This window comes from Acetivibrio cellulolyticus CD2 (genome assembly GCF_000179595.2).
Taxonomy (GTDB): domain Bacteria; phylum Bacillota; class Clostridia; order Acetivibrionales; family Acetivibrionaceae; genus Acetivibrio; species Acetivibrio cellulolyticus.
In genome coordinates, this window is sequence record NZ_JH556653.1 from 896,722 (window position 1) to 917,227 (window position 20,506).

Sequence of the window (20,506 nt, forward strand, 5' to 3'; positions counted from 1 at the left end):
TGTTATTTATCTCCTGCACTTTACGTGTTTTAAAGCTTATGCCAACTAATTCCTATAGATTAAGTATACTACATTGAAAATATAAAGTCAAAAATTTTTATTCTAGCATGTGTCTATATCTATGTCAACAACAATTTTTTACTAAATTGAAAGTACCATAATTTAGTACATGTCGTTTTGTGAAGAGTCTGACTTCTTCCAGGTTTATCCATTGTAATTTTAATTGACAAAGCCCTATTTTTACAATTATAATAGTAATGTCAATAAAACTTCTGCATGTTATAATAATCAATACATCTAAGGAGTGAACCATATTGAATGACATTATGGTAGATCAATTCCAATATACTGTAGCTGAACTTCTTGTAAGAAATAAAAGTATTCTGGATCAAATAACTAAATATCAAGACTCAAATGGACGTGTAAACCGCGGAATTATTAAGGCCGTTACCCAATGTGGTTGCGTTAAGGTTCATGCCAAAAAACAGGCTATGCCACCTGATGCTGATTTCGATGAAATCCGGAATAACATGAAAACGCATATAGAAGGAAAGCTATGCAACAACTGTAGAGACATTATTGAGAAGGATATTGGAAGAAATCTCTTCTATCTGGCTTCAATATGTAATACTCTGGACCTTAATTTATATGATATTATAATTAAGGAACTTGACAGAATAAAAATGCTCGGCAAATATAATTTAAGATAACAAAGCAACAAGGGGTATTTTAGTTTAGCCCCTTGTTTTTGTTTTGGAAATTTTCCATAGGAAATGTTATTAAACTCTTCTTGCATCTAAGAAGAGTTGTTCTTGTACCCTTCTCAAACCTTCTTTAATCATTCTTGCTCTGACCTCTCCAATTCCTTCAACCTCATCCAATTCATCAATTGTAGCATTTATAATCCCCTGGAAATTCAGGAATCTATCTACTAAATTCTTTATTATAGTTAATGGCACTCGAGGTATTTTGCTAAGCAGTCTGTAGCCCCTTGGAAATATAGCCGTATCAAATGTATTTACACCACTGTCAAAGCCTAATATCTTGCAAATATTTGATATCTCCATAAGCTCATCAAAAGAAAGCCTTCGTAAATTTTCCTGCATCTGTTCAGAAGTACTATTTACACTTTCCTCCATATAGTCCTCAATTATGAGAATTTCGTCACTCTCTACATTTGCCAGAAGTTCATCCAGCTGCATGCTGATCAATCTAGCTTCATTTCCAAGTTCACAAATATATCTTTCTATTTCAACAGCCACTCTCATAACCATCTCTATTCTCTGAATCACAAAAGCTACATCATCAAGCGTAACTATGTCTTCAAATTCCAGTACACTCAAGTTGTTTACAGCACTGTCCAAAACATTTCTATACTTTTCCATTGTCTGCAACGCCTGATTTGCCTTGGTAAGAATAGCAGAAGTCTCTTTTAAAATATATTTTCTCGAACCCTTATAAAGCGTAATTATATTTCTTCTTTGAGAAATGCTAATAACAATTTCACCAGTTTGTTTTGAAACCCTTTGTGCAGTTTTGTGTCTTGTACCCGTCTCATCTGTATATATTGAAGTATCCTGTATGAGCAGGGCATTTGCATACAATATCTTCTTGAGATCCTTGCTCAACACTATAGCTCCGTCCATTTTTGCCAATTCATATAGAAAAGCCTGGGAATACTCTTTATTTATAAAGAACCCACCATCCACAAGATTCATCACTTCCTGTGAATCTCCTATGACAATAATCGCTCCGGTTCTTGCTTTAAGAATGCTTTCCAGCCCTTCCCTCAGAGGTGTCCCCGGTGCAACCAAACGTAACACCTCAAGAAACTCCAAATCATTACTTTTTCCCTTGCCCATCTACAGCCCCTCCAAAAAGCTAATATTATAACACTGCTAATACGTCTATTTATGTACAAAATCCTTTCAACTATGAGTACAGAGGTCCTACAAAAGAATACTCAATGCTTCCACAACATTTTCAACAGGTCTAATATTTATGTCCTTTATCTCCTTTATTTGCTTTATTGCCTTAATATTTCCCGCAGGAACAACACAATTTTTAAAACCTATCCTTGCAGCTTCAATTACCCTCTTATCTATCTGATTTATTGCCCTGACTTCACCAGTCAACCCAACCTCACCTATAAGTACGGTGCTCAAATCAACAGGTCTATTTCTGAAGCTGGAAGCAATTGCCGCCACTACTCCCAAATCGCATGCAGGTTCGTCTATTTTAAGACCTCCAACAACATTGACATACGCATCATAGTTATGGAGCTGCATGCCTACCCTCTTTTCCAATACTGCCATCAGTAAGGTAATTCTGTTATAATCTATACCTGTGGCCATTCTCCTTGGCATACCAAAATTGGTAGGACATACGAGAGCCTGAATCTCAATCAGCATTGGCCTGGTACCTTCAAGACTTGATACAATTACTGATCCCGGAACACTTTCTGTTCTACCAGAAAGCATCATCATTGAAGGATTTTCTACCTCAATCAACCCGGCATCTTTCATCTCAAATATGCCGATCTCATTGGTTGACCCGAATCTATTCTTTACAGCCCTCAATACTCTATAACTTAGGTGTCGTTCTCCTTCAAAATACAGCACAGTATCGACCATATGTTCTAAAACGCGTGGTCCTGCTAAAGCCCCTTCTTTTGTCACATGTCCAACAATAAATATTGCTATATTCTTAGTTTTAGCTATCCGCATAAGACCTGATGTAATTTCCCTGACCTGGCTTACACTGCCCGGTGCAGAGGAAAGTTCGTCTTTAAACATCGTTTGTATTGAATCAACAATAATAAGAGCAGGATTTTCATTCTCGCTTAAGGCTTCAATAGCCTTAAAATTAGTTTCTGAAACCATTAATAGATTTGAATTCCTTACGCCTAATCTATCGGCTCTAATTTTGATTTGCTTTATAGATTCCTCACCTGAAACATAGATTATCTTGGAATCAATTTTAACGGTATCACATATTTGAAGTATAAGTGTGGACTTTCCAATTCCGGGATCTCCGCCTACCAAGACAAGTGAACCCTTGACTATTCCGCCTCCAAGAACGCGGTCCATCTCCTTTATTCCCGTCAAATACCGCTCTTCGCTTTCAATTTGGATATCATTTATATTGACAGGCTTGACATCAAACAGAATACTATCCTTTTTTGAATTAATTCCAGCACTCTGTATTTCTTCCGTAAAAGTGTTCCAGTTATTACACGCCGGACACTTTCCAAGCCAACCATTACTCTCATATCCACAATCCTGACATACAAAAACAGATTTATGTTTAGGCATTTATATCTCCCATGCTTTAAATGTATAATTAATTTTAACTAATCCTCTAAAAAACTCCTGCTCCGATAAGTTTATCAAGTACCAAAACAAACATTGCATGTGACCAGGTTAAAGGAATGACCCAGCAAGGTTCTCCTGTCTCTCTATTAACCTGTTCCGGCAATAGTCCAAGCTTTGTACGTGACTTAACTGCCCACTCAAAATAGCTCTTAGCTTTTTCCATGTTGCCTGTTTCAATATGATAAAGTGCAACCCATAGAGTTGTTAGTACCCATGGATTTCCACCAATATAATTATCATTTTCATACCTTTTTATCCCCCCTGCCGGATTAGCAGTAAGGGCATTTTCAATAGCCTCAACTGTATTGGCAACCCTTTTATCCTTTGCTTCGAAAACTTCAAAAGGAATTGCCACACCCAATAAACTTACATCTATTGACCAGTCTTCCAATGTAACATCCCTACGATATCCTTTTGGATTTACCTCAATTACAGCAATACGGTTTGAATGCTCACTTCCCCATGGATTGAGCTTAGTCCTGACACTTCTGATAAACCTGTTAGCCTCATTCTTCCATAGGTTGGTTTCTATTGCTTTCTTGATATCTTCACCAACTCTGTTCCACTTTTGAATAGTTTCCTGTGAGACATTTAAAATTTCTGCTATCTTAACCCCTGCCCGGATACCTCCATAAACAGCCGCACACGAATAAGTGTGTTCTCCAACTCTCTCTTCCCACAAATCATAACTTGGCTTTGGAAGTCCAGTTTCAGAATCTCTAAACCTTACAAGAAACTCTACACCTTTCTCAACAGTATTCCACATCTTTGTAAGGAAATTCTTGTCACTCTTTATCTCATAGTGTTTTAATATACCCCATATAAGTGTTCCTGTTTCATCAACCTGCATTCCCCACGAAGGGGCAAGATTGCCATCCATGTAATATCTCTGATGCCATGAGCCGTCATCATCCTGAGTATTTACAACCCAATCGTAAAACTTATCCACGGCTTCCGTAAGACCTGACACATCTAAAGCACTTGTAATAAATGCTGCATCTCTCCCCCAGCAGTATGCATATCTTCCACACTTGCTAAAGCCCTCATCTATCTCAGCAGATGCCAAAAGTCCCCCTGTCTGCTCATCGGACATAAGCTTGAAAACCAACAGAGATCTTTTGTACAAATTGTCAACAGCAGTATTACCTGTATTTACGCTCTTTGCAGAGTTTAAAAAATTAATCCAATACTTTTTAGTATTTTCATACTGCTCACTTACGTTCATAGTCTTGCATTTTCTGCTCAATTCTTTTACTTCTTTAAGCGTACTTGAGGCACATATAAACATATTAAAGCGCTTCTTTTCGCCAGGCTTCAGAGCACCAATCTTCCACGACAAAGCTCCGTCTCTCATCATTCCTATGCTGTCATACCCGGTTAACTCTGTATATCTTGCAGAGTCAATAGCGTTATTGCCCAGCTGAAACTGAAAAACCTCAATATCAGATGTGATGGAAATATAGTAATCATGCTTATAATGAATAAGCGAATCTGTACTAAAATCAAATAATGTGCTTCTTAAATCAGGAGTAGTTGTAATCATTGCCGAATAATGCACAAAACCCAATTCGATTTCTTCATTTCCAATATTCTCAATTTCATATTGTCTTATAAAAACATCCCTGTCTTGTAAAACAAAATCGAGCTGTTCAACCTGAAGTCCCCTTCCACTATCTTTTAACCTTGTCTTTAATATGTTGGTATCATCTATATAGGATTGCTCCCTCTGCCAATTATCTTCACCAAACCATGATGTACTGTTTTTATACCTGATATTAAAAATACCCGTTACCAATCTCTCGACATGCTGAGGATAATCAATATGAGGCCAAAAAAGCCTCTCCAACTCACCTTTTTGATTCAAGCATACAAGCATACGGGAATTTCCAATTATTGCATCGTTGAAGTATGTCTTTGTCATCTAATCTACCCCCGTTGCGGAAACTATTTGTTATATTATTAATATTTTTAACTAAGCAAAATTAAAAGACATCTTTGATTTACCAAGAACCCAATAAACAGCATTTAACAACCCATTTTAAATAATTTCATTTTTTACTATATTATTATAACATATTTTATTATTTTTTTATCATAAATATTTTTCCTTATTAAGTACAAAATAAGATGAAGGAAATAAACTATGAGTTATAAAATATAATAATTTTTCATCTGGAGGAATCAAATGTTATCACTAATAAATAATGTAGTATATACTGCTACACAATTAATACAGGTGATAATTTTTATTGCAGGGTGCTATTTTTTTGGCATTTCCATTTTTGGCTGGATAAAGCAGAAGGAAAATGATCCAAAAAGCTACACTCCTCAAAAGAAATTTGCTTTAATTATTGCCGCCCATAATGAAGAAAAGGTCATTAGCCATGTAATTGAAAGCCTTTTCAAGCAGAATTACCCCAAGAACCTTTATGACGTATATGTTATAGCAGACAACTGCTCGGATAACACTGCCCAGATAGCTGCTGATCATGGGGCACTGGTTTACAAAAGAGTCAATAACGAATTGCGTGGTAAGGGGCATGCCCTTGAGTGGATGTTTGCAAAAATATTTTCGATGCCGGAAAAATATGATGCAATCAGTGTTTTTGATGCCGACAATCTTGTCACCTCAAATTTTCTGCTGGAGATGAATGCAAAACTTTGCCAGGGGCATAAGGTTGTTCAAGGTTATATTGACAGTAAAAACCCTTATGACTCATGGATAACCTGCTCCTATTCGATTGCCTTCTGGCTGTCAAACCGCATATTCCAGCTTCCCAGATATAACCTGGGGTTAAGCTGCAGTTTGTGTGGTACAGGCTTTTGTATTGATGTAGATATTTTGAAACAGATTGGCTGGGGAGCAACTTGCCTGACAGAGGATCTGGAATTTACAATGAAGCTTGCTCTCAGCGACTTAAAGGTAGCTTGGGCACATAACGCTGTCGTCTATGATGAAAAACCCCTTACACTAAAGCAATCATGGAATCAGCGCAAACGATGGATGCAAGGACATGCAGACTGTGCAAGCCGTTTTTTGGGCCCACTTTTCAAAAAAGCGTTCAAGGATAGTGATTTAACCTCTTTTGACAACGCAGTATATTTGTTTCAGCCCATAAGGTTTATTTTTGTAGGCCTAATTACAATTATGATGTGGGTTCAAACCGTATTTCCGCAATCCCCGTTTTTTAACCTGAAGTACGTTTTCCCCGTGGGAGTGTGGTATATTTTTGCTACACTGCAGTTTTTCTACGGTCCTTTTGTAATACTTACAGAAAAGAAATTCTCTCCCAAAGTTATGGTTGCATTTTTGATATACCCAGTTTACTGTCTGACCTGGATGCCGATAACCATTCAGGGGTTTTTGAGCAAAAACAACAAGGATTGGAACCACACTCATCATTCGAGGGAGATAAGTATCAGCGATCTGGAAAAGGCTTGAATTTGTTTCAATAATGAAAGAAGAAGTCTATTTTGGGGCTTCTTCTTTTAATAGATATCATATTACCAGACTTTCGAAGTTTATTTATAACTTAAATTTTTAATCAATTTGACATGAAGTGAATTTTAATCAGTTGGTTCCAGGAAATGCATCACATATTTGCATTGCAACCTTCCAACAGTTCGTGCCTAATATTGTTAAGAAGCCTTTCCACATCACTGGAAAGAACTGTATTTTCAAAAAACCCCATTGCCATTGTCATTACGTTATTATAGGTGTTAACAGCTAATAACAATCCTGGTGCACTAACAACAGGAGGAACAATAAAATAATCGGTAGCTGCTATATTGCCGAATTTTATTAATGACTTTGACAGGATACCTAGATTAGATAAAGTTGGAATACATCTATTACCATAGAAAACATTCGGCATATCTTTATCAGTCTTTGATGAAGCCTGATAATAGGCAAGAACTTCTTTAAAGCTGATCTTTTCCAAACGTTCCAAGCCAATAGCACTTTGTAGTCCAGGGCACCCACTTTTTATTTCATTCATCATATAAACAACTCTGGATAAGGTATCGCTAAAAGTTTCATCTTTTACCATGGAAAGAGAAGCATTCACTGAGCCCGAAAAATTTCGTATCGCCTCAGTCTTTTTATTAGGAAGATATCGACGCAAATCAATTGTAACATTTATTCCCATAGGAACACCATACACTGGCTGACCCATCCTAAGCATAGCTCTGTAATATGCTGTAAGAATCAGATCATTATATGTGGCCCCTTTTGATTTAGCATAAATGCTTATCCTATCCAACTGATCCGGAGGAATTTTACAGGTAACAACGCGGGTATTACTGGATGTACCCTGCTTCCATGGAAATGCCCATGTAGGTCTAAAGACATCTGACCCTGGAATCCATAAATCATTCGGAACTTTTATGCCAAGATTGTTGAATAATAGGTCCTGATCGCTTCTTCCCCTGTTAGCTGGTTTTGGTATATATGCCCCATCTGAACGATCAATTTCAGAATATATATCTGAAAGAAGCTGGATATAGTCTTTAAAGCTGCTTCCATCACAACAGGCGTGATTGGCTTTAAACCCCAACACATCATATGACTCAGATCTGATCAGCTTTATTTTTATCTTTGGATCATCATCCATATCCAAACGGCTATCTAAAAATCTCTTAACAGCTTCATTAACATCAGATACTTCCTCAAAAGAACAAAACTCTACATCATCAATATTCTCCATTCGCTTCCAATATGGCGGATTTCCTTTAATGAACCTGCATCCCAAAACAGGTTCTGCATCAACAGACAATCTTACTGCCTTTGATAGCTTGTCAAAATCCAATCTACCATCGAGATTCAAAATAGCCTGAGAATGAAAATTCCCCATTCCGTGGCGTGCAACATAGTTATATATGTCATGCCCATTTACCGGTAAGACATCCGGTTCATCAGGTATCTTTCCTATTTCATGTTCATTAGTATCCCAGTATCCTACAAATGCCTTGTTTAGCTCTTTATAATAACCAAACATGCTTTTGGACATATTTTCATAGAACTTGTAATAATAATCCAAACTAGACTTGGAAAACATCGCTTCAAAAGGATTTTCGCTACCTCTGAATCTTTCCCAAAAATCTTCATAAGAAAATTTTCTTTTGTTATTGCCAATTTTGGTTTTCACATCCATATCTATCCACTCCATATAAATAAGGTTTCATAATTAGGAAATGTCAGGATAAACTCAAAGTTATTTTTCTAGCCGTTCCAACCGCTCGTTAATAATCTTCATTAACCACTTTTCTTCCCCTGGTATATTGTCCTTAAGTCTGGCTGCTGCCACCGGAAGCATCCATGCATCAATATCCTCAAATTTTACATTCGCAATTCTCATATACTCATTTAAGTAGTACCAACATGACAACCATTTTGGATATGTAGACATAGCAGCCAGTATATACGGAGTTCCTGGAGGTACTGCTGGTGAATTGATTATCAGGCATGTTCTGGCAACATCACCTAACGGGTTCCCCCTATAACCTCCACTCCAATCTATAGCTACAAGTTTATTATTAGATACAATTAAATTACTTAGATATAAATCTCCATGACAAATACTTTTTCCATCTGGAAGCATATCTATATAGTCCAAAACTCTTTCCATCCTGTTGCCCAATATTTTAGAAGAGAGTTTAATTGCATTTTCAAACTTTTCCTTTTGAGTTGGTATCCCTGCTGTAGAATATTTATGAATTTCATAATGGAATCGTATCATTTGCTGTACATAGTCAAAAATGCTCCATGGTTCTGTTTCAAAAGCACTTGTCATTGTTTTGCCAAATATTCTCTCAATTACTATCCCTCTACGTCCTTCAAATTTTATTATGTCATATACAGCAGGCGAAGACACACCTGCCTCATGTACCTTCTGCGTGATTTGAGCCTCACGTCTTACCCAACTATCATCATAATTATTAAAATAAAGCTTTAATACTTTATCTTGTCCCCATTTATACACTTCAGCAGTTTTGCCTATACCTAACAATTCTCCTTTATCCATACACATCCCCCTTCGCAGTTTCTTGGCCTATGTGGCAGCCTGTGACTCGGAAAACTGCTTAAGCCGCAAATAAATATCGGGAGCAACCTTTACAATATTGATTGGTTCAATTTTCTGATTTGTCCAAGCGTGGACTGTTCTTCCTGTTGCAAGAAGCTTCCCTCTTTCCTTTTCAAATACCTCATACTCAAACTTTATTTTAACACTGGACATAGATGTTATTTTCGTAATAACTATTATCTTATCACCATACTTTGCAGGACTTTTAAATTTACATTCTATTTCAGAAAGAGGAAGAAATAATCCCCTCTTAGCAATTTGGGAATTGGATGCTCCTGCCTCCTTCAGATAATCCCATCTGCCCTTTTCAAACCACAGTGGATATTTCGAATGATGTACAATTCCCATTCCATCAATTTCGGTATATATAACACGGAAACGAGTTTTTGCTGCCATTTTGCTCACACATCCCTCTATTAATTCATCATTAACTTTTTAGGAAGGTAATCGGAGATAACGAACTGTAAAGATAAATATATGCTTCTCCAAGCTTTTTTATAGATGAAGATTAAGTGCTGCTTACATTTAACTTTAGTGTTCGTTATCTCCTTTTACAGTCCAATCTCTTTAATCCTGGGTTTTGTCGCCACTGCCCATTTTGGCATACTTTTGCATCATCTTTGTAAATTCTTTATAAGACTTAGTCAAGTTCGGAGAAATATTCTTGTAAAAACCATTGAACATATACGGATTAGCTTTTGACAGCATTGCCTCAAAAGGATTTTCCATGTTGCTCATTTTTTCTATACTCTTCTCATTAGGAAGTCTAACGTTGATATTACCAAATATTATTGTCATATCTGTTCCACTCCATATAAATTAAATTTCAAAATATAATATTTTTTCTGAACACCGATAAAAAATGTGGCGTTACTCACAGAACATTATATTTGTAATACTATATACTATGGGGTATTAGTCGCAAAGGTTACACCTATTATGTTGACTCTTGTAAAATAACTATTCCGCTATCAAATGGATTTACCCATTAAATTTTTTACTTTTCTAAATTGACATAATTATAAATTTGTGTCATTTGCATATATGGCTTCATAATATAGTATTGCAGGCGTAATGTTATAACCGTACTTAATTATGTAAGCCCTATTACTGCATGCTAATACGTATTAAAAATTTGGTTTGTAAGGAGCAAATTAATATGAAATTAAAATTTAAATCCCCTAAAACTAAAATTCAACCCAGCAAGGATCTCTCGGAGATAAGAAGTTATTATAAAAAAATCAGCAAATCATTTACAAAACAGATCAATATGAATAACCCGACTTATAATGCTATACCAGACAGCACGGATGTTATGCCGGCTTACGCACATGATTATGGCAATTATGTTGCCCGGTACGGAATGGGAAATTTCCAGATTCAAGTCGTTATGAAACTCGATGGTAAATTGGATTTTGATATGCTGTCAAGAGCAGTAAGATTATCTGTTGACGCAGAGCCGGTTTTAGGGTGCAAATTTGTTGAACATAATCCTCCATATTTCAAACGCAGGGAAGATATTGATAACTCCAAGCTCTGCATAATGGAGGAAACAGAAAACACTGAAGAAGCTCTCCACAAGTTTTTAGAAAGCCCTTTGGATATGGATCGTGACTTCATGGTTAAAGTAAAACTGATACGTTCAGGTGAAAATGATACTTTAGTTGTCAAACTCAATCACACATGTTCTGATGGAGCAGGTACAAAAGATTATATCCTTCTTTTATCGCATATTTATTCGTGTCTTTATAAAGACGGTATTTACGTACCAAAACCAAGTGTACGCAGCAGGGCGGATCATGAAAAAGCATTCAAGGTTCTTGGAATAAAACATCCTGAATTAGATCCTTCTGTAGTAGAGTCTCCTAAAACTGTTTGGCCATTTCATTGGAAATGCGGGGGCGAGAAGGATATTACCCCTTTTGTTATCTGCCAGCTTCCTAACGGACAATTGGATATATTGTCTAAATACGCAAAAGAAAGAGGAGCAACACTCAACGATCTAATTCTTACTGCTTTCTATAGGGCAATGTTTAAACTAACTAACCCTCCATACGGTATTCCCATGGATATGGGTGTGACAATAGATTTGCGACGATATCTTCCCGATAATAAGGCTGAAGCAATCCGGAATTTTTCAGGAGGGGTTGTTTTAAGAATAGCCAGATTGTTTGGTGAGCCTTTTGAGGGAACCTTGATGAGGGTAAAATCCATAATGAACCGCAAAAAAGGTAAAAATCCCGGTTATCAAAGTGCTACCGGTGCAGAACGTGCAGAAAAAATGGATTTTCTAAAATATCTTGCTTTTTCCAAGTTCATGTCAAAGACTTCTGAAGTAACATCACAAAATTGCAATTTCTGTTCTCCCGGATTATCTAACGTAGGCATTATTTCGAAGTCTCCTATAAAATTCGGTGAGAATGCAGTTTCGGAAGCTTACTTTATCCCACCTGTAGTGCGTCCTCCCGCATTTCTGCTTGTTGCTTCCAGTTATAACGGCATAATGACACTTGCAGTCGGGTATTACAAAGGTGCAACCTCTAAGAGTAAGATTGAAAAGCTTCTTAACAAAATAAAAAGTGAGCTAATGGAATGTTGTAATTAAACAAGTTATACCAAGTTAATTTTCAGCATTCCGAAATAATCGCAGCATTAAGGGAGTGAATATACTTAATTTCTTAGATATATTCACTCCCTTATTTACATTTGTTAATGTTGTTTAAATTGGGCTTATTTGTAAGAAAATCGCTCCTTTTCATCAGCCAGCTATATTTTCCGCTTATCAATGACCCTTTTTGCCTTACCTTCACTTCTTTCAATAGTCTTAGGTTCTACCAGCTTAACCTTTGCATTAATACCTAATGCGCTTACCACTTCTTTTCTGACTCTTGCTTCAAGTTCTTCAACTTTTTTGATCTTATCAGAGAACATACTCGGAGTCATTTCTACCCATATCTCGAGTGAATCCAGATTATCTACCCTATCTACTATTATAAGGTAATGCGGCGCAGTTTCACCTGTTTCTAAAAGCACACTCTCTATCTGCGATGGAAATACATTTACACCTCTTATTATGAGCATATCATCGCTTCTGCCAGTAACCTTATTCATTCTAACCAGCGTTCTTCCGCACTCACATTTTTTATAATTCAGTGAAGATATATCATGTGTTCTGTATCTGATCAGGGGCAAACCTTCCTTGGTAATTGTCGTGAAAACAAGTTCTCCGTTTGATCCCTCAGGCAGCACCTCTTCTGTCTCAGGATTTATAATTTCAGGTATGAAATGGTCTTCCTGTACATGCAAACCGCACTTGCAGTGGCAGTCAATCGACACACCAGGTCCCATTATTTCACTAAGGCCGTATATATCCATTGCTGTTATCCCCAAACGCTCCTCTATTTCCTTTCTCATGTTATTGGACCACGGTTCGGCGCCAAAAATACCCACCTTAAGTTTCAGTTCGCGCCTATCTATCCCTAATTCATCCATTTCTTCCGCCATATTAAGTGCATATGACGGAGTACATGCTAGCACAGTCGTTCCAAAATCCTTCATTATCTGTAACTGCCGTTTGGTATTCCCCCCCGAAATTGGTATAACAGAGGCCCCTATCCTTTCAGCGCCATAATGAAGTCCAAGGCCCCCGGTAAACAAACCATATCCATAGGCAACCTGCACTATTGATTTTTTGTTTGCTCCTGCACTGTATAATGACCTTGCTACAACTTCAGCCCATGACTTCAAATCTCTGCGTGTATAACCCACAACAGTCTGTTTACCTGTTGTCCCGGAAGACGCATGTATTCTTACAATATCACTCATCGGCGCGGCAAACATCCCAAATGGATATGTGTCTCTTAAATCCGACTTGTTCGTAAACGGCAGCTTTTTTAAATCCTCCAGTGATTTTATATCTCCAGGTTCAATCCCGGCTTTTTGCATCTTGTCACGATAGAACGCTACATTGTTATAAACCCTATTAACAGTTCTTATTAATCTTTCTGTTTGAACTTCAGTCATTTCCTTTCTCGACATACACTCGTATGTCGGGTTCCAGTATTTCATACTGTTCCCTCCTAAGTTTCCTTATTTAGATGTTCACCACATCAAAAAAATATTTACTTCCTGACACACAGCCCTGATGGCCAATAAAAGTGCTCATTGACAAAAATTTATTAACATAATACAATACCATGCTTGACTGTTTAGAAATGCTGAAAATATAACTTCAGCAATAATTTCACGGTCTAGCCTTATTTAACCTAAATAGGTTCCCGGTTGCATAGGCTATTCCTAATTGAGATTTTATGTATCTTTAGTGTGCTAAATAGCCACCGTCAACTACGATGGATGTTCCTGTAATAAAGCCGGATGCAGCACTAAGTAAAAATGCAACAGAATTCGCAACGTCCTCCGGTTTTCCAATGCCCATAATCTGACGTTTAATAAGATCTGCTTCAAAATCTTCGTTGTTGACCACATCTCTCAAACCATCATATATGCGAGTAGCTATCATACCAGGCGCAACAGAGTTTATTCTAATTTTTTTTGCTACAAGTTCCAAGGCCAAAGATCGAATTGCACTTTCTATTGCTCCCTTACTTGCACAGTATGCAGTCAGGCCTCTAGCTCCCACTTTATTTGAAATAGATGATATGGCTACGATGCTACCACCATTGTCATTATTTTTCCTCTTCGAAAAATGTTTGACCAGCTCAATAAATGAATAGAAGTTTATTGTCATTATATTATTGAGATCGCTTGTTTTTAAGTATTGCAGCGGAACTGTCTTTGATATGCCTGCTGAATGTACCAACCCACTAAGTTTTAGTTCATCACTGCAAATATTATCAAACATCTTTCCTATTTCATCCAGATTGGTCAAGTCTAAAAGATAGTATGAATGTTGACCAGGCTCCAGTTCATTATACGTTTCCTTCAATCGCTCTTCATCTCTTGCGACCATAATAATATTTGCCCCGAGGCTACTTAAGTGGATTGCAATTTCTTTCCCAATGCCTGCCGAGGCTCCAGTAACCATAATATTTTTACCGCTGAGGTCCATCGGGTTTATCATTTCACTCTAGTCCCCCTTAAAGTAGTCGTTTGTATATATCATAGGAAGACAAGCACATTTGTCCATTTCGAGATAAATGCCTCCCCATGATAAACCTACACCAAACCCACACAGCAATACCCTTATCCTCTCCTTTGATTTCTCTCCTCCTAATGCATCGACCAAAGTTAGAGGTATGGACTCACCGCTTGTATTTCCAAATCTATCAATAGATACTGGCAGTTTTTCCATAGGAAAACCTATCTTTTTTGCCAAATGTTTGAGAATAAAGAGGTTTGCTTGATGAAATACATACATATCTACATCTTCATGTTTAATATTGTATTGTGACATAAATGCCTTAACTGCTTTAGGTACATCGGTAATAGTGAAGGAGAATACATCTGACCCGTTCATGGCCAATTCACAATCCGATGCTTCTATTACTGTATTGCTTCTGCTCCTTGCATGTCCTGCAGGGACCATTATACATTTATATCCGCTCCCCTTGGTTTTCAGAAAGTATTTTATTTCTTTACCCTCTGACCTTTCAAAGGCTGTTGCTGTTCCTCCGTCTCCAAACAACATAGCTGTAGCACTATCATTGGGATTAATTCCAAAGTTACTGGTATCACCGCACAAGAGCAACACTCTATTTAAGTCTTGTGTTGAAACCATAGTTGAAGCTAACCATACTCCGTATACATATGCAGAGCAGCCAAGATTTACATCAAAGGCTATGCAATTCTCACTAATCCCCAACCTATGCTGCAACACACATGCTGTTGCCGGTACGGCATAATCAGGCGTTTGACTTATAAATATCAAACCATCAATGGACGATGGCTCCCAATTTAATTTCTCCATTAGTCTTTTTGCCGCAGCATAGCAAAGGTCCGAAGCGCATTGCTCATCCAAAGCAACGTGCCGTGTTTTAATACCTGTCATATTAATAAACTTTTGTACACTTTCTTCTCCAAAAGCGCCATAATAGTCTTCATTTTTTACAATACGATCAGGTACAGCACACGCTATGCCTTTTATCTCTACATTCTTAAGCACTCCTGTTGCCACTGCATTTCACCTCACTCCATCATATCAGTAATGTCTTTCACTGTTTTGAAACCTTTGACTTCTCTGGTTGTTATAGTCTGCCCAAAACTTTCATCAAACATGGCTATTACTGATATTGCAGCCATTGAGTCCCATTCACCGAGTCTATTTAGCTCAATATCCTCACCAAGAGTACCCTTTTCAATATCTAATACTTCTTCCAACAGATTTAGCTTTTCATCAATTGTCATTGTTAACGCTCCTTTTTTGACTCATATTAGTTTGATAGAAATAAACTACACATAATGTTTATTTACATAATAGAATATGAATTTTTTTAAGAATGTGTGAAATATTCCATAAACTTTTAATATAAATGCCACCTAAAGATTCATTTACAGATATGTAATTATTGACCATTAAAAAGCAGACAGCTTCTTTTCAAATTTGCCATTTATTTTATTGCTCTTTAGAAAAAATTGCTTTTACTTTTAATAGAGATGAACAGGCTATCAAGGAAACACACCCTGTTAATATTCCAAGTAATAATCCGTTGAAAGTTCTGTTTAATGAAGTCAGTACTGGAGTAAATCCATGGCAGAAACTGTTTATAATAGATATTCCAATAATTGAAGAGAAAGTTCCCAAAAAGCTTAGAAGTTTATAGGACACCTTTTTGGGATAAAGATACAAAAACGCAAACAGGCATGGATAGCCGATAATAAATTCCTTCGTCCTTGGTCTTGCTGACATGGTTAGTTCCAGGAATTTTCTTAGCTCAAGCTCCATGGCGGATTCTGGCAATATATTAAAATTGCCGCTTCTTAATAAATATATATATATAAGAACAGAGATACTTAATATATAAACAAGGTTAGAAAATATAAACTTCTTAATACCTGTACGCTTAATATCGTTTATTATTCTTTGATATACAGGGTATTGATCCTGTGAGATAAAAATAAAGTTTATATTGAACACAATCAGTGGAATAACAAACGCCTGTATAACCATGTTGAAGTTAATAAGGTGCATTGTATATCGAACATCACACATTGACGCTATTACCGTACAAATTCCAATTCCATTAATAAAGAAAAGCCTTAATAGTGACTTACAAATACATATAAAAATATTTTTCGATGGATTTTTCAAACTATTCATAAGTATTATACTTGATAAAGAAGGATAGATAATAGCAGCTGCAAATGCCGTCCAAATATTAGTTTCTGGTTTTATAAACTCAAATATTAAAAACCCTGCTAAAGAGGGAAGGATGATTGAAAATATAGTAATACAAGGCTTTTTAATTCCGATATAATTTATAAATAAGGCTATTGAGGCGATAAGATTAATAATAATCGGAATACTGTAAGGTATACCTGGAATAGTTGGATTGACCTTATTTATCGGGGTATCCATAGAAAAACCTCTTTCAGTAAGTCGTTCAGAGAGCTCTTTTGAAACTTCTAAAACGCGGTTATCAGATGTAAAATCTTTTGAGTTATAAATTGGCTCAATACAAACCAGCCTGACATTTCTGTCCATAACAGCTCTAAACCACATCAAGGAAGCATCTTGCGGAGTGGCAACTTTTGATGGATAATTTGAAATGGTAAAAGCCCTGTTTAAACTGTAGTTTGTTCCGGTTATAAGCGAATCAAGTCCCGGTATGGGGATATAACCTGTTTGTTCTTCGTTCTCCATAACAAAAAAGATAAGGTTATTTCTAATAACTAATAACCTTAATTCCTCAATATCTTCATAACTATTCTGATTAACGGGATAAGGATTTTCTTTAATCGAATTATACAATAACAGATATCTGATTCCGTATTTTTGAATAATAGATTCCAGGCTTTTATAATAACTTTTTGAATGGGATAAGCTGTTAAGGTTTAGTATAATTTGGAGCCCATAGCTATTTACTTTTTCACAAAGTACGGTATTTAGTCTATCAGAATTACTGCCCAAAGACTCTTCATTTAAAATAACGCTTGATATATTATATTCTCTAAGATCACCAAAGTTTAATTGATTCGATAATTTATTATTTGAAATAAACTTTTGGTAGTCACACGCCAATATAACTGAATTATTATTTATTTCATTTGACAACCTTAAACTAATTAAAGGGACTAAAAATATGGTACTTACAATTAAAACCAGCCATAAAACTTTTCGCATTTTTCACCAACGTCATTTACTTTATTATTCTCAGATTATAACACGGGAAGTTATTGACTTCAAATACCATGAACTGCTCTTTTATTATTTTACCAAAGGTTCCTTATCCCCCCTTATGAATTGACAAATACTAAAATAGCCAGAGCTGAACGCCCTGGCTATTTTTTATGCTTTATTCAAAACCAAATCATCTTCCTTACTTTCAATGACTACCTTATCTCCTGCTCTAACTCTTCCCTCGAGCATTTCTTCTGCCAACTTGTCTTCCACCATGCTTTGAATGGCTCTCCTCAGAGGCCTTGCTCCATAAAGCTGGTCAAATCCCTTCTTAGCCAGAAGCAGCTTGGCATCATCGGTAACCTCCAACGCTATGGCATTATCTTTAAGTCTCTTCGCAAGACTTTCAATCATAAGCCCTACGATACTCTTCAAGTGCTCTTCTTCTAACGGGTGGAATACAATTATCTCATCAACTCTGTTCAAAAACTCAGGTCTGAATGTATTCTTGAGCTCACCCATAACATTATTTTTCATGTCGCTATAGGTTTTTGCCTTCTCGGCATTAGCCGAACTAAATCCAAGTCTTTTTGGTTCAGTTATAAGCCTTGCTCCAACATTTGACGTCATGATAATTACTGTATTCCTGAAATCTACAACTCTTCCCTGCGAATCGGTCAGCCTTCCATCTTCAAGAATCTGAAGCAGTATGTTAAAGACATCAGGATGAGCTTTCTCAATCTCATCAAACAAAACCACTGAATATGGCTTCCTTCTTACTTTCTCAGTAAGCTGTCCACCTTCTTCATATCCTACATATCCCGGAGGTGATCCAACCAAACGTGATACGCTGTGTTTTTCCATATACTCGGACATATCAATTCTAGTTATAGAGTTTTCATCTCCAAATAATGCTTCTGCAAGAGCCTTACTAAGTTCCGTCTTACCAACCCCCGTAGGGCCCAGGAATATAAACGAACCTACAGGACGTTTCGGGTCTTTAAGCCCTACCCTTCCTCTTCTAATAGCTTTAGATATAGCCTTAACCGCTTCTTCCTGTCCAATTACCCTGTTATGGAGAGTTTCTTCCATCTTCATAAGTCTTTCTGACTCTTCTTCAGCAAGACGCTTAACAGGTATGCCGGTCCAGTCAGCAACAATTCCAGCAACTTCTTCTTCTGTAACCGTATCGGTTGTAGTCTGGTTTTTTTGCTGCCAATCATTTTTCGCTTTATCAAGCTCGTTCTTCAGCCTTTGTTCTTCGTCCCTTATCCTGGCTGCTTTTTCAAACTCTTGACATATTATAGAATCTTCTTTTTCTTTCCTTAACTTTTCTACCTGTTCTTCAAGCTGTTTTAAATCCGGCGGAGCTGTAAATGACTTAAGTCTTACCCTCGATGCTGCTTCATCAATTAAGTCTATGGCTTTATCGGGTAAGAAACGCTCTGTTATATACCTATCCGAAAGCTTTACAGCGGCTACAAGTGCTTCATCAGTTATCTTAACCCTATGGTGCGCTTCATATTTATCCCTTACACCTTTTAAAATCTCTATAGCTTCTTCCTTTGAAGGTTCTCCTACCGTAATAGGCTGGAACCTTCTTTCCAATGCAGCATCCTTTTCTATATGCTTCCTGTATTCATCAAGTGTTGTTGCACCTATAACCTGTATTTCACCTCTTGCAAGAGAAGGCTTTAAAATATTTGAAGCATCGATAGCACCTTCTGCTGCACCGGCTCCAATAATTGTGTGCATTTCATCAATAAACAGAATTACATTTCCCGCCTTTTTAATCTCTTCAAGAGCCTTTTTAAGCCTTTCTTCAAACTCACCTCTGTACTTTGCTCCTGCCACCATAGATGACAGATCTAAAGTCACCACTCTTTTATCTTTCAACATTTCCGGAATATTGCCTTCAACTATCTTCTGTGCCAATCCTTCAGCAATAGCTGTCTTTCCAACACCAGGCTCACCTATGAGACAAGGGTTATTTTTTGTTCTTCTGCTCAATATCTGTATTACTCTTTCTATTTCCTTATCTCTTCCGATTACCGGATCAAACTTTGCCTCTCTTGCCATATCAGTTAAGTCTCTTCCAAACTGATTCAGCGTTGGTGTATTTGAACTGGTAGCATTATTCTTAGGAACGCCCGATGTACCTGGCGCTTCTTCACTAAACATTTTTACAACCTCAGAATAGAGTTTTTGCGGTTCAAGTCCCAAATCCATCAGAATCCTTACTGCTACACTTTCGCCTTCTTTCAATATGCCAACCAGAAGATGTTCAGTTCCGATATAATTGTGGCCCATCCTTCTCGCTTCTCTAAAGCTGAGTTCAAGGACTCTTTTAGTTCTGGGCGTAAACCCTAACGGCTGTTCACCAGTTGAATCTCCATGGCCTATTAATTCTTCTATCTCTTTAAGAACTTTATCTTCAGTAATACCTTGATTTTGCAATACCTTGGCAGCTACTCCGCTTCCTTCTTTAATTAATCCCAGCAGCAAATGCTCTGTACCAACATAATTATGACCAAGGGTCATTGCACTTTCCTGCGAAAGACTTACTGCTTTCTCTGCTTTTTCAGTAAAACGTCCATACATATTCAAATCCTCCTTCGTATTAAATTGTCATGTTGTTGTCTACTATAGATGAAAAACTCTAAAATTATATTTAAAGGATGTTTTTCATCTAAATTAGATAACGTTTAAGTGATATATAGATTTAACTTAACTTTTCGTTATCTATATGTTTA

General features: G+C 36.9%; 16 protein-coding genes. 3 read left to right on the plus strand and 13 right to left on the minus strand.

Annotation, left to right across the window (positions count from 1 at the left end):
- The first annotated feature begins 314 nt into the window (after nt 1-314).
- Nucleotides 315-710 (plus strand): nucleoside triphosphate pyrophosphohydrolase family protein, encoded by a 396-nt coding sequence (locus tag ACECE_RS0206165; RefSeq protein WP_010245527.1) that lies wholly within the window; start codon nt 315-317, stop codon nt 708-710.
- A gap of 69 nt (nt 711-779) precedes the next feature.
- On the opposite strand, the gene disA is transcribed toward ACECE_RS0206165, so the two are convergent.
- The 3 genes from disA to ACECE_RS0206180 form a co-directional block, all read right to left on the minus strand.
- Nucleotides 780-1,862 (minus strand): DNA integrity scanning diadenylate cyclase DisA, encoded by a 1,083-nt coding sequence (gene disA, locus ACECE_RS0206170; protein ID WP_010245530.1) that lies wholly within the window; start codon nt 1,860-1,862, stop codon nt 780-782.
- 87 nt (nt 1,863-1,949) lie between these two features.
- Nucleotides 1,950-3,314, minus strand: coding sequence for a DNA repair protein RadA (gene radA / locus ACECE_RS0206175; RefSeq protein ID WP_010245533.1), 1,365 nt, complete (start codon nt 3,312-3,314; stop codon nt 1,950-1,952).
- Between the two features lie 46 nt (nt 3,315-3,360).
- Nucleotides 3,361-5,295 (minus strand): glycoside hydrolase family 15 protein, encoded by a 1,935-nt coding sequence (locus ACECE_RS0206180; protein ID WP_010245536.1) that lies wholly within the window; start codon nt 5,293-5,295, stop codon nt 3,361-3,363.
- Nucleotides 5,296-5,559: 264 nt separating this feature from the next.
- Between ACECE_RS0206180 and ACECE_RS0206185 the strand changes: the two genes are divergently transcribed.
- Entirely contained in the window at nt 5,560-6,816 is a 1,257-nt protein-coding gene (locus ACECE_RS0206185) for a glycosyltransferase family 2 protein (protein WP_010245540.1), read from the plus strand.
- Between the two features lie 151 nt (nt 6,817-6,967).
- Here ACECE_RS0206185 and ACECE_RS0206190 read toward each other — a convergent pair whose 3' ends face one another.
- The 4 genes from ACECE_RS0206190 to ACECE_RS0206205 form a co-directional block, all read right to left on the minus strand.
- Complete coding sequence (locus ACECE_RS0206190; protein WP_010245543.1) at nt 6,968-8,527, minus strand: condensation domain-containing protein; 1,560 nt, start codon at nt 8,525-8,527, stop codon at nt 6,968-6,970.
- A 60-nt stretch (nt 8,528-8,587) separates the two neighbouring features.
- A complete protein-coding gene (locus ACECE_RS0206195) occupies nt 8,588-9,397 on the minus strand; it encodes a phosphotransferase (protein WP_010245546.1) in 810 nt (269 codons plus the stop codon).
- A gap of 27 nt (nt 9,398-9,424) precedes the next feature.
- Nucleotides 9,425-9,853: an acyl-CoA thioesterase gene (locus ACECE_RS0206200; protein ID WP_010245550.1), complete on the minus strand. Its 429-nt coding sequence runs from the start codon at nt 9,851-9,853 to the stop codon at nt 9,425-9,427.
- A 171-nt stretch (nt 9,854-10,024) separates the two neighbouring features.
- On the minus strand, nt 10,025-10,255 hold the full coding sequence (locus tag ACECE_RS0206205; RefSeq protein WP_010245553.1) for a hypothetical protein: 231 nt from the start codon (nt 10,253-10,255) through the stop codon (nt 10,025-10,027).
- 361 nt (nt 10,256-10,616) lie between these two features.
- Here ACECE_RS0206205 and ACECE_RS0206210 point away from each other — a divergent pair, with 361 nt between their 5' ends.
- Entirely contained in the window at nt 10,617-12,062 is a 1,446-nt protein-coding gene (locus tag ACECE_RS0206210) for a condensation domain-containing protein (protein ID WP_010245556.1), read from the plus strand.
- Nucleotides 12,063-12,223: 161 nt separating this feature from the next.
- Here the strand turns inward: ACECE_RS0206210 and ACECE_RS0206215 are convergent, their stop codons facing one another.
- The 6 genes from ACECE_RS0206215 to ACECE_RS0206240 all read right to left on the minus strand — a co-directional run bounded on the left by ACECE_RS0206215 (nt 12,224) and on the right by ACECE_RS0206240 (nt 20,354).
- The gene (locus ACECE_RS0206215; RefSeq protein WP_010245558.1) at nt 12,224-13,525 is read right to left on the minus strand and encodes a phenylacetate--CoA ligase family protein; all 1,302 of its coding nucleotides are present in this window, start codon (nt 13,523-13,525) and stop codon (nt 12,224-12,226) included.
- Nucleotides 13,526-13,775: 250 nt separating this feature from the next.
- The gene (locus tag ACECE_RS0206220; RefSeq protein WP_010245561.1) at nt 13,776-14,537 is read right to left on the minus strand and encodes an SDR family NAD(P)-dependent oxidoreductase; all 762 of its coding nucleotides are present in this window, start codon (nt 14,535-14,537) and stop codon (nt 13,776-13,778) included.
- A gap of 6 nt (nt 14,538-14,543) precedes the next feature.
- On the minus strand, nt 14,544-15,590 hold the full coding sequence (locus ACECE_RS0206225; RefSeq protein ID WP_010245564.1) for a 3-oxoacyl-ACP synthase III family protein: 1,047 nt from the start codon (nt 15,588-15,590) through the stop codon (nt 14,544-14,546).
- Nucleotides 15,591-15,601: 11 nt separating this feature from the next.
- The gene (locus ACECE_RS0206230; protein WP_010245566.1) at nt 15,602-15,820 is read right to left on the minus strand and encodes an acyl carrier protein; all 219 of its coding nucleotides are present in this window, start codon (nt 15,818-15,820) and stop codon (nt 15,602-15,604) included.
- A gap of 208 nt (nt 15,821-16,028) precedes the next feature.
- On the minus strand, nt 16,029-17,756 hold the full coding sequence (locus tag ACECE_RS0206235) for a DUF5693 family protein (RefSeq protein WP_010245568.1): 1,728 nt from the start codon (nt 17,754-17,756) through the stop codon (nt 16,029-16,031).
- Nucleotides 17,757-17,921: 165 nt separating this feature from the next.
- Complete coding sequence (locus ACECE_RS0206240; RefSeq protein ID WP_010245571.1) at nt 17,922-20,354, minus strand: ATP-dependent Clp protease ATP-binding subunit; 2,433 nt, start codon at nt 20,352-20,354, stop codon at nt 17,922-17,924.
- Nucleotides 20,355-20,506 lie beyond the last annotated feature (152 nt).

Bases quoted from the DNA above. Each gene is read 5' to 3' on its own strand.
- disA (WP_010245530.1), bottom strand. From the start codon at position 1,862: ATGGGCAAGGGAAAAAGTAATGATTTGGAGTTTCTTGAGGTGTTACGT.
- radA (WP_010245533.1), bottom strand. From the start codon at position 3,314: ATGCCTAAACATAAATCTGTTTTTGTATGTCAGGATTGTGGATATGAG.
- ACECE_RS0206180 (WP_010245536.1), bottom strand. From the start codon at position 5,295: ATGACAAAGACATACTTCAACGATGCAATAATTGGAAATTCCCGTATG.
- ACECE_RS0206185 (WP_010245540.1), top strand. From the start codon at position 5,560: ATGTTATCACTAATAAATAATGTAGTATATACTGCTACACAATTAATA.
- ACECE_RS0206190 (WP_010245543.1), bottom strand. From the start codon at position 8,527: ATGGATGTGAAAACCAAAATTGGCAATAACAAAAGAAAATTTTCTTAT.
- ACECE_RS0206195 (WP_010245546.1), bottom strand. From the start codon at position 9,397: ATGGATAAAGGAGAATTGTTAGGTATAGGCAAAACTGCTGAAGTGTAT.
- ACECE_RS0206200 (WP_010245550.1), bottom strand. From the start codon at position 9,853: ATGGCAGCAAAAACTCGTTTCCGTGTTATATATACCGAAATTGATGGA.
- ACECE_RS0206205 (WP_010245553.1), bottom strand. From the start codon at position 10,255: ATGACAATAATATTTGGTAATATCAACGTTAGACTTCCTAATGAGAAG.
- ACECE_RS0206210 (WP_010245556.1), top strand. From the start codon at position 10,617: ATGAAATTAAAATTTAAATCCCCTAAAACTAAAATTCAACCCAGCAAG.
- ACECE_RS0206215 (WP_010245558.1), bottom strand. From the start codon at position 13,525: ATGAAATACTGGAACCCGACATACGAGTGTATGTCGAGAAAGGAAATG.
- ACECE_RS0206220 (WP_010245561.1), bottom strand. From the start codon at position 14,537: ATGATAAACCCGATGGACCTCAGCGGTAAAAATATTATGGTTACTGGA.
- ACECE_RS0206230 (WP_010245566.1), bottom strand. From the start codon at position 15,820: ATGACAATTGATGAAAAGCTAAATCTGTTGGAAGAAGTATTAGATATT.
- ACECE_RS0206235 (WP_010245568.1), bottom strand. From the start codon at position 17,756: ATGCGAAAAGTTTTATGGCTGGTTTTAATTGTAAGTACCATATTTTTA.
- ACECE_RS0206240 (WP_010245571.1), bottom strand. From the start codon at position 20,354: ATGTATGGACGTTTTACTGAAAAAGCAGAGAAAGCAGTAAGTCTTTCG.